Source organism: Streptomyces sp. NBC_00178, assembly GCF_036206005.1.
Taxonomy (GTDB): Bacteria; Actinomycetota; Actinomycetes; order Streptomycetales; family Streptomycetaceae; genus Streptomyces.
The window spans coordinates 5,302,862-5,315,919 of the sequence record NZ_CP108143.1 but is presented as its reverse complement, the minus strand read 5'-3'; the positions used below and the strand labels follow the sequence as shown (position 1 = coordinate 5,315,919).

General features: G+C 71.4%; 8 protein-coding genes. 2 read left to right on the top strand and 6 right to left on the bottom strand.

Annotated features, from left to right (window positions below; all coding sequences use genetic code 11):
• Window position 1: 1 nt before the first annotated feature.
• The 3 genes from OHT61_RS23430 to nsdA form a co-directional block, all read right to left on the bottom strand.
• The gene (locus OHT61_RS23430) at window positions 2–340 is read right to left on the bottom strand and encodes a P-II family nitrogen regulator (protein WP_014048583.1); all 339 of its coding nucleotides are present in this window, start codon (window positions 338–340) and stop codon (window positions 2–4) included.
• Window positions 337–1,689 carry an ammonium transporter gene (locus OHT61_RS23425; protein WP_329040908.1) on the bottom strand — a complete coding sequence of 451 codons (1,353 nt, stop codon included), beginning with the start codon at window positions 1,687–1,689 and terminating at the stop codon, window positions 337–339. Before OHT61_RS23425 ends, OHT61_RS23430 begins: the two co-directional genes overlap by 4 nt.
• Window positions 1,690–2,027: 338 nt before the next feature.
• The gene (gene nsdA, locus OHT61_RS23420; protein ID WP_329040907.1) at window positions 2,028–3,503 is read right to left on the bottom strand and encodes a transcriptional repressor NsdA; all 1,476 of its coding nucleotides are present in this window, start codon (window positions 3,501–3,503) and stop codon (window positions 2,028–2,030) included.
• 423 nt (window positions 3,504–3,926) lie between these two features.
• Here nsdA and OHT61_RS23415 point away from each other — a divergent pair, with 423 nt between their 5' ends.
• A complete protein-coding gene (locus OHT61_RS23415) occupies window positions 3,927–4,577 on the top strand; it encodes a bifunctional DNA primase/polymerase (RefSeq protein WP_329040906.1) in 651 nt (216 codons plus the stop codon).
• Between the two features lie 60 nt (window positions 4,578–4,637).
• Here the strand turns inward: OHT61_RS23415 and ftsY are convergent, their stop codons facing one another.
• Window positions 4,638–5,843 (bottom strand): signal recognition particle-docking protein FtsY, encoded by a 1,206-nt coding sequence (ftsY, locus tag OHT61_RS23410; RefSeq protein ID WP_329040905.1) that lies wholly within the window; start codon window positions 5,841–5,843, stop codon window positions 4,638–4,640.
• Between the two features lie 110 nt (window positions 5,844–5,953).
• Between ftsY and OHT61_RS23405 the strand changes: the two genes are divergently transcribed.
• Complete coding sequence (locus OHT61_RS23405) at window positions 5,954–7,345, top strand: purine-cytosine permease family protein (RefSeq protein WP_329040904.1); 1,392 nt, start codon at window positions 5,954–5,956, stop codon at window positions 7,343–7,345.
• A gap of 98 nt (window positions 7,346–7,443) precedes the next feature.
• Here the strand turns inward: OHT61_RS23405 and OHT61_RS23400 are convergent, their stop codons facing one another.
• Together OHT61_RS23400 and OHT61_RS23395 are read right to left on the bottom strand one after the other, a co-directional pair.
• Complete coding sequence (locus OHT61_RS23400) at window positions 7,444–8,862, bottom strand: sugar porter family MFS transporter (protein WP_329040903.1); 1,419 nt, start codon at window positions 8,860–8,862, stop codon at window positions 7,444–7,446.
• A gap of 221 nt (window positions 8,863–9,083) precedes the next feature.
• Window positions 9,084–12,797, bottom strand: coding sequence for an AAA family ATPase (locus tag OHT61_RS23395; RefSeq protein ID WP_329040902.1), 3,714 nt, complete (start codon window positions 12,795–12,797; stop codon window positions 9,084–9,086).
• Window positions 12,798–13,058: the final 261 nt, after the last annotated feature.

Sequence of the window (13,058 nt, the reverse complement as noted above, 5' to 3'; positions counted from 1 at the left end):
GTCAGAGTGCGTCCGGGCCGCGTTCGCCCGTCCGTACGCGGATGGCGGTCTCGACCGGGACGCTCCAGACCTTTCCGTCACCGATCTTGCCCGTCCTTGCGGCCTTGACGACGACGTCGATGAGCTGTTCGGCGTCCTCGTCCTCGACCAGCACCTCGATGCGGATCTTGGGGACGAGGTCGACGGTGTACTCGGCGCCCCGGTAGACCTCGGTGTGGCCGCGCTGACGCCCGTAGCCGCTGGCCTCCGTGACCGTGAGGCCCTGGACGCCGAAGGCCTGGAGGGCCTCCTTGATCTCGTCCAGCCGGTGCGGCTTCACGACTGCGGTGATGAGCTTCATGCGTCCACCTTCTTGTTCGTCGGGGTTGCACCGTTGCCGGGCGCCGATGCCGCGGTGCGCGGGGCGGAGCCGCCGCCGGCCCCGCTGAAGTCGTAGGCGGTCTCGGCGTGCTCGACCTGGTCGATGCCGGAGATCTCGTCGTCCTCGCTGACGCGCATCCCGACGGTCCTGTCGAGGATGAGGGCCAGGACGGCGGAGACGACCAGAGAGTACGCGAGGACCGCGAAGACGCCGACGGCCTGCTTGCCGAGCTGGTCGAGTCCGCCGCCGTAGAAGAGGCCCTTGGCGTCGGACTGCACTCCGCCGGTGGCGAAGAAGCCGATGAGCAGGGAGCCGAGGACACCGCCGACGAGGTGGACGCCGACGACGTCGAGGGAGTCGTCGTAGCCGAACCTGTACTTCAGGCCGACCGCCATGGCGCACACGACACCGGCGATGACACCGATCGCGATGGCGCCGAGCGGGCTGACCGCGCCGCCCGCGGGGGTGATGGCGACGAGGCCGGCGACGGCGCCGGAGGCGGCGCCGAGGGTGGTGAAGGAGCCGTGGCGGACCTTCTCGTAGGCGAGCCAGCCGAGCACCGCCGCACCGGTGGCGACCTGGGTGTTGACGAACATGACGGCACCGACGCCGTCGTCGTTGCCGAGCCACGAGCCGGCGTTGAAGCCGAACCAGCCGAACCACAGGAGGGCCGCGCCGAGCATGACGAGCGGCAGGCTGTGCGGCCGCATCGGGTCCTTCTTGAAGCCGACCCGCTTGCCGATGACGAGGATGACGCCGAGGGCGGCGGCACCCGCGTTGATGTGGACGGCCGTACCACCGGCGAAGTCGATGACGCCCAGCTCGAAGAGCCAGCCGCCGGCGCCCCAGACCCAGTGGGCGACCGGGAAGTAGACCACCGTGACCCACAGGGTGATGAACAGGGCCCAGGACGTGAACTTGACGCGGTCCGCGAGGGCGCCGCTGATGAGGGCGGGGGTCAGGACGGCGAACATCAGCTGGAAGACCGCGAAGACGTACACCGGGATGGTGTAGCCGTCCCACAGCTCGGTGACCCCGATGCCGCTGAGGCCGACGTAGTCCGAGCTCCATCCGATGACGGAGCCGGCGTCGGTGCCGAACGCGAGACTGAATCCGTAGAGGACCCACAGGATCGTGACGATCCCGAGGCTGATGAAACTCATCATCAGCATGTTCAGGGTGCTCTTGACGCGGACCATGCCTCCGTAGAAGAAGGCCAGGCCCGGGGTCATGAGCATCACCAGAGCGGTGCAGATGAGCATGAACCCTGTGTTGGCGGCAGACAGCTCGGGGGCGTCTGCGGCAAGCGTCGTGATGCCTGGGGGCATCGGCGTCTCCTCGTCGTCGGTGCGGCCTCGTGCGGGGGTGCGGGACCACGGTGAAAAGGTGCGGGCCGGTTATGCGCCATGACATTCGCGCAACGCGGTTTCCACGAATGCCGCACGATGTTTCGCCGCAGTGACGAAGGGAGCCGACGTGTTACGTGCCGATGAACCACCGGTGCCGGACCCGGTGCGGTGCCTACCATCCCCGCAGCGCCGCATACGGTGCGGGCGCGACGCGCCGGGACGTGAACCGGCCACGGCAGCGACCCGCTGACCTGGCAATGGGGGAGCCGAGCCGGGTGGTACGGGGCGGCTGTCGTGGCCGGTGGTACGGGTGCCGGTCAGACCGCTTCTGCGGTCTCCGGGAGCTGCTCGGTGAGCAGGTCGGTGAGCCGGGCGACCTCGGGGATGTCACCGAAGTCCCTGGCGGCGGTGTCGACGGTCTTGCGGAGCCTGGTGTTGACGCGCTCCGATCTGACCTTCTTGGCGATCTTCAGGGCATGGGTGGCCAGCACGGTCGACTCCTCCGGCTCGCGCTTGAGGAGATGCACCGTGGCCATGCCGATGAGGTTGAGGGCGTAGGACCTCTGGTGCTCGGGGTCGTCGCCGAAGAGATCGACCGCACGGGCCATGACGGGCTCCGCGAGTGAGGCGTAGGTGGGGCTGCGGCCCGCCACGTAGGCGAGGTCACGGTAGGAGTGGGCGTTCTCGCCGTGCAGCTCCGCGTCGGAGAAGAAGCGGATCCAGTCGGGCTCGGGCTCGTCGTCGAGCAGGGCGTCGGCGAAGGTGTCCTCGGCCATCCGGACGGCCCGCTTGCACCGGCTCGGCTGGCCCATGTTGGCGTAGGCGCGGGCCTCCATCGCATACAGCATGGCCTGGGTCCTGGCCGTGGCGCACTCCCGGCTTCCGTACTGGGCGAGGTGGATGAGTTCCAGGGCGTCGTCGGGTCTGCCGAGGTGGATCATCTGCCGGCTCATGCTGGAGAGGATGTACGAGCCGAGCGGCTTGTCCCCCGCCTCCTTGGAGGCGTGGAGGGCCAGGACGAAGTACTTCTGCGCGGTGGGCTGGAGGCCCACGTCGTAGCTCATCCAGCCCGCCAGTTCGGCCAGTTCGGCGGCGCAGCGGAACAGCCGCTTCGAGGTGGCCTCGGGCTGGGGCTCCTGCAGCAGGTCGGTGACCTCGTGCAGCTGGCCGACGACGGCCTTGCGGCGCAGTCCGCCGCCGCACTGGGCGTCCCACTGGCGGAACATCGCGGTGGTGGACTCCAGCAGGTCGAGCTCCGGCCCGGAGAGGCGGGAGGGGCGGCTCGCGGCGGCCTGGCGCTCGGGTTCGCCCTGCGCGGCCGGGGCCACGGGGACCAGCCAGCGCTGCATGGGTTCGATGAGGGTGGGTCCGGCGGCCAGGGCGAGGGAGCTGCCGAGGAATCCCCGCCGGGCGAGCATGAGGTCGCTGCGGGAGAACTCGCTGAGCAGGGCCACGGTCTGCGGTCCGGCCCAGGGCAGGTCCACGCCCGCCACCGAGGGTGCCTGGTGGGCGGCGCGCAGTCCGAGGTCCTCGACGGCGACCACGGTGCCGAAGCGTTCGGAGAACAGCTCCGAGAGGATGCGCGGGATCGGTTCGCGGGGCTGCTCGCCGTCGAGCCAGCGGCGCACCCGGGAGGTGTCGGTGCTGATGTGGTGGGCGCCCATCTGGCGTGCCCGGCGGTTCACCTGCCGTGCGAGTTCCCCCTTCGACCAGCCGCTGCGCACGAACCACGACCCCAACTGCCCGTTGGAGCGCTTCCCGGCATTCGCCTCGCCTGCGCCGCTGCCACTCACTGGAACGCCCCCATCCCGCTGAAACCTCGTCGCGCGAACCTCTATCAGAATGCCGTGCCTCGGTGCCGTCTGTACGCGCGTTGCGCACCGTCGAACAGATCATCGGATTGCCTGGGGCATACCCAGGCGCACATGCAATTGCAGGTTCGAGTACCGACGGTAATCCTACGATCACCGTCGCCGCGAGGGTGATTGCTGAAACGCCACCATTCGCCACCCCTTCGGATGAACCCGTGCCGGGCAGTCCGCGATTGACTTGACAGACCGCGATCAGCAGCAGGCGGAGTGAAGCGTTCTGGGGCGCGGGAGCCGCATCGCGCACCCCTCGCACGCCACCCCGCGCGCCGTCGGTCCGGGCGGCCGTGGACGCCTTCGGGGACTCCGGGTCGTAACCACCGGTGAGTCGGACCCGTTGGAGGGGGCATGGGCTTCACGATCGGCGGCATCCGGGAGATGCGCCAGGGCGGCGCGCGGCGGCGCGGCCGTGCGGGCGGGGCGACGGCGGTGGCCGAGTACACGGGTCTGTGGGGCTGGGCCGTGACGCCCGGCGCGCGGGCGGCCGGAGGGGTCTGCTCGTGCGGCGACCCCGGGTGCGCGGCCCCCGGCGCCCACCCGCTGGGCTTCGCCCCGGAGGTTCCGCCCGGCGCCACCCTCGGCATGGCCGCGGACGCCTGGTCCGAGGTGCCGGGCGCGTCGGTGCTGCTCCCCGTCGGCCGGACCTTCGACGTGCTCGACGCCCCCGAGGCCGCCGGCCGGCGCGCGCTGGTCCGGATGGAGCGCATGGGACTCCCCCTGGGACCGGTGACGGTCACCCCGACGGGACGCGCGCAGTTCTTCGTCGCCCCGGGAGCCGCCGCCGGGCTGCCCGGGCTGCTCTACCGGATGGGCTGGGACGACGCGGACCTGGACATGAGGGCGCTCGGGCCGGGCACGTACATCACGGCGCCGCCCTCGGACCTCGGCGGCCTCGGCCCCGTCCGCTGGCTGCGGCCGCCGGCGCCCGGGACGGCCGTCGCTCCCCCGCAGGCCAGGCTGCTGCTCGGCACCCTCGCCTACATATGCCACCGGTGGTGAACGCCGAAGGGCGGTGAACCCCTCGGGTCCACCGCCCTTCGCACACGCGTCGCGCCTCGGTCAGTCGCCGATCAGCGCGTCCACGAAGGCGCCCGGCTCGAACGGGGCCAGGTCGTCCGGGCCCTCTCCGAGACCGATGAGCTTCACCGGGACCCCCAGCTCGCGCTGCACGGCGATGACGATGCCGCCCTTCGCGGTGCCGTCCAGCTTGGTGAGGACGATGCCGGAGATGTCGACGACCTCGGCGAACACGCGCGCCTGCACCAGGCCGTTCTGTCCGGTGGTGGCGTCCAGGACGAGCAGGATCTCGTCGAGCGGACCGTGCTTCTCCACGACGCGCTTGACCTTGCCGAGCTCGTCCATCAGGCCGGTCTTGGTGTGGAGCCTGCCCGCGGTGTCGATGAGCACCACGTCGGCGCCCTCGGCGATACCTTCCTTCACCGCGTCGAAGGCGATCGACGCGGGGTCGCCGCCCTCGGGACCGCGCACCGTACGGGCGCCGACGCGCTCGCCCCAGGTCTGGAGCTGGTCGGCCGCGGCGGCGCGGAAGGTGTCCGCGGCGCCGAGGACGACGCTGCGGCCGTCCGCGACGAGCACGCGGGCGAGCTTGCCCGTCGTGGTCGTCTTGCCGGTGCCGTTGACGCCGACGACCATGACGACGCCGGGGGTCTCCTCGCCGCCCTCCGTCTTGACCTCACGGTCGAGACCGGGACCGAGCAGGGTGATGAGCTCCTCACGCAGCAGTGCGCGCAGCTCGTCGGGCGTACGGGTGCCGAGGACGCGGACGCGCTCACGGAGGCGCTCCACGAGTTCGTGGGTGGGCGCCACGCCGACGTCGGCGGTGAGGAGGGTGTCCTCGATCTCCTCCCAGGTGTCCTCGTCGAGGTTGTCGCGGGACAGGAGCGTGAGCAGCCCCTTGCCCAGGGAGTTCTGCGAACGGGCGAGCCGGGTGCGCAGACGGACCAGGCGGCCCGCGGTGGGCTCGGGTACTTCGAGCGCGGGGATCTCCGGCTCGAGGACCACCGGGGTGTCCTCGACGGGAGTCCCGGTGCCGGGGAGACCGACCTCCTCGATGGTGCGCCGCGCTTCGTCGCGCGACGTCTCGGCTTCCTCGCCGACATGGGGCTCGGCGGGAGGAGTGATGGTCGGCGTGCTCGACGGTGCCGAGGGCGGCAGCTGCTTCTTCTTGCGGCTGCTGACCACGAGCCCGCTGATCAGGCCGACCGCGACCAGGGCGATGACTACAGCAAGGATGACGATGTCCATAACGTGTCCAGTATCGGCCACGGCTGTGGCCCGGGCACGGTTCCGGACGGCGGCAGCGGAGACCGCCGGGGCGGTATGCCACTTTTGGGGGTAAAGGTACGCTGCTGCCCGTGGAGAACCGCGGCCTGGATCCCGTCCCCGACTCCGAGCGCACCGGGCGGGTCCGCGCCCTGTTCCCCACGTGGGTGACGGCGAACCTGACGGTGCTGCTGCTGATCGTCGGCGCCGGGCTCACCGTCTTCAACGGGCTGAACCTGTGGCAGGTGCTTGTGGTGGGATTCACCGCACCCCTGCTGTCCTTCGGGCTCGTCGGCCTCGTGTCGATCACGGGCAAGCGCGGCGGCGCACCCGGCATGGCGCTGTCCCGGGCGGTGTTCGGGCAGCGCGGCAACCTCCTCCCGGGCTCCGTCCTGTGGGTGGCCCGCTGGGGGTGGGAGACCGTCAACGCGGTCACGGGCTCCTACGCGCTGCTGGCCGTGCTCGACCTGCTGTTCGGTCTGCGCAGGAGCCACACGCTGATCCTGCTGACCCTGACGGCCTTCGTGGGCGCGGGCTTCCTGGTCTCCGGCCTCGGTTTCCGGGCCCTTCGGCTCTGCTCCCGGGCCTCCGCCTGGCTGTTCGGCGGCGCGAGCCTGCTCGTCCTGGGCCACCTCGCCGTCTCGGCCCCCTGGCGGTCCGTCCTCGACCGGCCGCCGGGCCCGGCGGCCCTGCTGATCGCGGGGATCGGGACCCTGGCGGCCGGGGGGATCAGCTGGGTCCCGTCCGCCCCCGACTTCGCGCGCTACCTGCCGCGGTCCGCGTCGGGCCCCGGGATGGTCTGCGCGACCGTGGGCGGCGCGCTCGTCACCGTGCTGCCGATGGTGGCGATGGGCGCGGTGATGGCCGTGAGCTCCCCCGGCCTGGCGGCCACGAGGAATCCGGTCTCCTTCATCGGCGAGCTGCTGCCGAAGTGGGTCTCCGTGCCCTATCTCCTGGTCGCCGTGCTCGGCATGGTGCTGATCAACGCGATGTCCATGTACTCCGCCGGCTTCACCGCGCAGACGCTCGGGTTCGCGGTTCCCCGGGCCTGGGCCGTGGGCGTGAACGCCGGGATCAGCCTGCTGCTCGGCGGGCTGCTGATGCTCGTGGCGAGGAACTTCCTCGACACGTTCCTCTCGTTCCTGGCCCTGCTCGGTGTGACGTTCTCCGCCTGGATCGGGGTCTTCGGCGTGGACGCGCTCCGCGGGCGCACGTACGACCCGGCGGCGCTCATGGACACCGCGCCCGGCAGTGGTTACTGGTACGCCGGGGGGTTCAGCCGGCCGGCTGTGGGGGCCTGGGCCCTCGCCCTCGTGACGGGGCTGCTGTTCACCGACGTCGAGTGGTTCAGCGGCCCGCTCGCCTCCACCTGGGTGGGGCGGAGCGGTCTGGGCTGGGCGGCGACGGTGCTGGTCTCGGCGGGGGTCTACGCGGCCCTGCCGCGCCCCGTCGACACCACCGGGGTCCGGCCCGCCGTCTTCTGACACCACCCCGCGCCGCACCGCGCCCGCGCGCGACGCCGCCCCGGGCGGCACGGGGGCCGGACCCGGGGCGGCGGATTCGAGGAGCGGGGCGCGGGGGATCAGCCCATCTCCTCCAGCGTCTTGCCCTTGGTCTCCTTCACGAACAGGAGCACGAAGGGGATCGAGAGAACGGCGAAGCAGGTGTAGATGATGTAGGTGGCCGAGAGGTTCCAGTCGGCCAGGCTCGGGAAGCTCGCGGTGATCGCCCAGTTGGCGATCCACTGCGCGGACGCGGCGACGCCGAGGGCAGCGGCCCGGATCCGGTTCGGGAACATCTCCCCGAGGAAGACCCAGACCACGACACCCCAGGAGAGCGCGAAGAAGAGTACGAAGACGTGGGCCGCGACGAGGGCGACGGTGCCCTCGGTGGTGGGCAGTTTGCCGTCGACCAGATCCGCGGAGAAGGCCCACGCCTCGAACGCCAGGGCGACGGCCATTCCCATGGAGCCGACGAGAGCGAGCGGCCTGCGGCCGACCCGGTCCACCAGGACCATGGCGATCACGGTGCCGATGATGTTGACGATCGACGTCGTGAACGAATAGAAGAAGGAGTCGGTCGGGTCGATGCCGACGGACTGCCACAGGGTCGCCGAGTAGTAGAAGGCGACGTTGATGCCGACGAGCTGCTGGAAGACCGAGAGGCCGATACCGACCCACACGATCGGGAGGAAGCCGAAGCGGCTTCCGAGCAGGTCGCTGAACTTGGACTTGTGTTCGCGGCGCATGGCCGTCTCGATCTCGTTCACCCGTGCGTCGAGGTCGACGTTCTTGCCCTCGACCTCTTCGAGGATCTTCCGCGCCCGGTCCCTCTTGCCGACGGAGATCAGGAAGCGCGGAGATTCGGGGATGGCGAAGGACAGCAGCCCGTAGAGGATCGCGGGGAGGACCATCACACCGAGCATCCACTGCCAGGCCTCGAAGCCGGCGAGATCGCCCCGCTGGTCGCCGTCGGCCATCTGCAGGATGCCGTAGTTGACCAGCTGCGAGATGGCGATGCCGATGACGATGGCTGCCTGCTGGAAGGAGCCGAGGCGGCCGCGGTAGGCGGGCGGCGAGACCTCTGCGATGTAGGCCGGGCCGATGACCGAGGCCATGCCGATCGCGAAGCCGCCGATGATCCGCCACATGGCGAGGTCCCAGAGGGCGAACGGCAGCGCCGACCCGATGGCGCTGATGGTGAACAGCACCGAGGAGATCTGCATGCAGCGGATACGGCCGATGCGGTCGGCGATGCGTCCCGCGGTGGCCGCGCCGATCGCACAGCCGATCAGGGCGATGGCGATGACCTGCGCGAGCGTGCCCGACCCGATGTCGTAACGGTCACGGATGGCTTCGACCGCACCGTTGATGACGGAACTGTCGTAGCCGAAGAGGAAGCCGCCCATCGCCGCGGCCGCCGTGATGAAGATGACATGGCCGAGATGCTCCGGGTGGGCATCCCGGGCTCCGGACTCCGGTCCGCGCGGTGTGCTGGTCACATGAACTCCTGGTACCTGGCCGCAACGTCAGGTGTGGGGGGTGAGCCCTCTTAGTGGCGCACAACACCTCGCCGACCACCACTTGAAGTTAAAGGCGTGGACATCGAGGCCGTGCGTTCAAGTCTTGAAGTCAAGATGCGCCTCCGGCGAAGGCGTGGCTCACGCCTGCCCGAGAATTGCCCAGTCACACAGTGAAGTATTGAAGATCGAGCAAAAAGCCGTCAGGCCGGGCGGCGTGCCTCCCGGCGAATCCGCTGGCTGATCACCTTCGACACGCCGTCGCCCTGCATCGAGACCCCGTACAGCGCGTCGGCGACCTCCATCGTGCGCTTCTGATGCGTGATCACGATGAGCTGGGAGCTCTCCTGCAGCTCCTCCATGATGCGGATCAGACGCTGGAGGTTGGTGTCGTCCAGCGCCGCCTCGACCTCGTCCATGACGTAGAACGGGCTCGGCCGCGCCTTGAAGATGGACACCAGCAGGGCAACGGCCGTAAGGGATCTCTCCCCTCCCGACAGCAGCGAGAGCCGCTTGACCTTCTTGCCCGGCGGCCGGGCCTCGACGTCGAGACCCGTCGTCAGCATGTTGTCCGGATCGGTGAGGACGAGCCGCCCCTCGCCCCCGGGGAAGAGCCGCGAGAAGACGCCCTCGAATTCACGGGCGGTGTCGCGGAACGCCTCGGTGAAGACCTGCTCGACCCGCTCGTCGACCTCCCTGATGACCTGCATCAGGTCGGCGCGGGTCTTCTTCAGGTCTTCGAGCTGCTCCGAGAGGAACTTGTGCCGTTCCTCCAGCGCCGAGAACTCCTCCAGGGCGAGCGGATTCACCTTCCCGAGTTGCTGGTACGCCCGTTCGGCCGCCTTCAGCCTCTTCTCCTGCTCCGCCCTGACGAACGCCTTCGGAAGGTTGCGCGGATGCCCGGGATCGGCCGGCAGCTCCTCTCCCTCGGCGGCGGGCGACGGCGGTACCGGCTGTTCCGGCCCGTACTCGGCCGCCAGCGCGGCCGGCTCGACGCCGAAGTCCTCCAGGGCCTTCGCCTCGACCTGCTCCATCCGCAGCCGTTTCTCGGCCCCGAGCACCTCACCGCGGTGCACCGAGTCGGTGAGCTTGTCGAGCTCGCTCTTGAGGTCGCGCCCCCGGCCGCGCTCCGCGGCGAGCTCCCGCTCCCGCTCCGCCTTCGCCGCCTCGGCCCGGGTCCGCTCCTCGTCCGCCCGTACGACCGACACGTCGATGTGGGCGAGCAGCTGCCGGGCTCCCGACGCCACGGCCTGGGCGACGGCCGCCTCGTGGCGCAGCCGGGCGCGGCGCCGCTCGGCCCGGGCGCGGGCCTCCCGCTCGGCGCGTGCCCCCCGGTCCAGGGAGTCCGCCCGGCCGGCCAGCGCCTTGACCCGCTCCTCGTGGGTGCGGGCCTGGAGGCGTGCCTCCATCTCGGTCTGGCGCGCGTTGGCCCCGTCTGCGGCGAGCCGGTCCCGTACCGAGGTGTCCGGCTCCTCCTCGACGGGCGTCTCCTGGGCGACCAGCAGGCGTTCCGCCAGCTCCCCGGCCTCCTCGGTGGCCCGCTCCAGCGCCTCCTGCGCCCGGAGCGCGGCGGCCGTCGTGCGCTCCGCCTCCCCCACGGCGCCGCGCGCCTGCCCGGCGAGGCGTCCCAGCTGCTGCGCGACCCCCGACTTCTCGCGGTCCGCTGCCCTGCGCCGCTCCCCCAGCTCCTCCACCAGGGCAGCCGCGTCGCCCCGCCGGGCGGCCGCGGCGCGCTGGGCCGAGGCGAGTTCCTCGCACCGCACCTCCAGCTCCGCCCGTTCGGCGGCCGCCTCGTCGACGGACGCCTGCACTTCGAGCAGGCTGGGAGCCCCGGCAGACCCGCCGTGCGCGAAGTGGGCGCCCAGGACATCGCCCTCGGCGGTGACCGCGGTCAGACCCGGGTGGGCCGCGACCAGTTCCTCGGCGTCCTCCAGCGTCCCGACCACGACCATGTCACGCACCAGGCGCCGTACGTGGCCGAGCAGTTCGGCCGGCCCGTGCAGCAGACCCGCCACCTGGGGCGCGGGGCCGTCCCCGGTGGCGACGGCGACCCCGGCCGGGGAGGGAGCGGGCTGTGCGGCGGACACCGCCGGGCCGTGCTCCGTCCCCGAGGACTGCCCGGGCACCTGGCCCGTGGCGGCGGTGGCCGGCGGCCCCTGAGGATGCTCCGCCCCCTGCGCGGGCACCAGTCCCGGGGCGCCACCGCCCGCCACCAGCGCCGCGCGGCCCGCGTCCTGCTTGCGCAGCAGACGGATCGCCTCCGCGGCCGTGGCCGGGTCCGTCACCGCGACGGCGTCGGCAGCCGCGCCCAGCGCCGCCGCCACCGCGACCTCGTGCCCCGGAGACACGGTGACCAGCTCGGCCAGCGGGCCGAGCAGACCCGGGAGCCGGTCGCCCGCACCCAGCAGCACCCCGGTGCCGTCCTTGCGGCGGAGCCCCAGCGCCAGGGCATCGTGCCGGGCGGAGACGGCCGCGCGGCTGCGCTCGGCAGCGGAGACCGCCTCGCGCGCGGCGCCCAGCGCCGCCTCGGCCGTCGCGAGCTCCCGCTTGGCCTCCCCGTGCCGCTCCGTCAGTTCGGCGTCACCCGCGTCCATCCCGTCGACCTCGGCCTTGAGCTGCTCGTACTCCTCCTGCGCGGCGACCGCCCGCTCCTGCGCCTCGTCGCGCGAGGCGGCCAGCCGGTCGATCTCGGCCTGCGCCGAAGCCGCCCGGCTACGGGCGGCGTTGACCTGCCCGGTCAGCCGCGCCAGCCCTTCGCGCCGGTCGGCGATGGCGCGGGCTGCGTCCCGCAGCCGTCGCTCCTCGGCGGCGAGCTGCCGCTCCAGCTCCGACCGGTGCGCCGTGGTGTCCTCCAAGGCGTGCTCCGCCGCTTCGAGGGCCGCCTCGAGCTCCGCCTCCTGCTCACGGATCCGCGCGGCCTCGCGCTCCATGTCCTCGGGATCGCGGCCGCGCCGTTCCTCGTCGGGGGCGCCGGTGGCGCTCTTCACCCGGGCGTCGGCGAGCGAGATCGTGCCCCGTACCCGCTCGGCGAGCTGGGAGAGTTCGTACCAGGTCTGCTGGGCCCGCTGCAGCCGCGGCGCCAGCCGCCGTACCTCGTCCTCCAGGTCCGCCTCGCGGGCGAGCGCCGCCTTGAGTTCGGCCTCGGCGCTCTCCTTGCGCTGTTTGAGCGCCGCCTCGTCGGCGATCTCGCCGCGCAGCGCCTCACGCAGTCCCACCAGGTCGTCGGCGAGGAGCCGCAGCCTGGCGTCGCGGAGGTCGGCCTGGATGACGGCGGCCCTGCGGGCGACGGCCGCCTGCCGTCCGAGCGGCTTGAGCTGGCGGCGCAGCTCGTCGTTGAGGTCCTGGACGCGTGCGAGGTTGGCCCCCATCGCCTCCAGCTTCCGGGCCGCCTTCTCCTTGCGTCTGCGGTGCTTGAGCACACCCGCGGCCTCTTCGATGAAGGCGCGGCGTCCGGTCGGGTCGGCGTGCAGGACGGAGTCGAGCCGGCCCTGGCCGACGATGACGTGCATCTCCCGGCCGATACCGGAGTCGGAGAGGAGTTCCTGGATATCGAGCAGCCGGCAGGTGTCGCCATTGATCTGGTATTCGCTGCCGCCGTTGCGGAACATGATCCGTGTGATCGTCACTTCGGCGTACTCGATGGGAAGCGCGCCGTCGGAATTGTCGATGGTCAGCGACACTTCGGCGCGGCCGAGCGGTGGCCTGCCGGTGGTACCGGCGAAGATCACGTCTTCCATCTTGCCGCCGCGCAATGATTTGGCGCCCTGCTCGCCCATGACCCACGAGAGCGCGTCCACCACATTGGATTTACCCGACCCATTGGGGCCGACGACGCAGGTGATCCCCGGTTCGAACCGAAGGGTCGTGGCGGAGGCGAATGATTTGAAACCACGCAGGGTCAGGGCCTTGAGGTGCACGCCGCCGGACTCTACCTTTCACTCTCGGTTTCGCTGATGAAGGTGCAGGGCACATCAGACGTTAAGCGAAGAGCGAGGGACCGGGGGCGGGCCGGGGGAAAGAAAGAAGGGACGCCGAAGCGTCCCTTGTACATCACGCGCGACACCGCTCATGCGGCGTTCACGCACAGCCCTGCGTGACGGATCGCGGATCGGCCTGCCCCGGGGTGATCCCGGTGGCGCAGGACGGCGATCCGTGACGAAGGCATTTCGTGGTTGTCC

Bases quoted from the DNA above. Each gene is read 5' to 3' on its own strand.
- ftsY (WP_329040905.1), bottom strand. From the start codon at position 5,843: ATGGACATCGTCATCCTTGCTGTAGTCATCGCCCTGGTCGCGGTCGGC.
- OHT61_RS23425 (WP_329040908.1), bottom strand. From the start codon at position 1,689: ATGCCCCCAGGCATCACGACGCTTGCCGCAGACGCCCCCGAGCTGTCT.
- OHT61_RS23430 (WP_014048583.1), bottom strand. From the start codon at position 340: ATGAAGCTCATCACCGCAGTCGTGAAGCCGCACCGGCTGGACGAGATC.
- OHT61_RS23415 (WP_329040906.1), top strand. From the start codon at position 3,927: ATGGGCTTCACGATCGGCGGCATCCGGGAGATGCGCCAGGGCGGCGCG.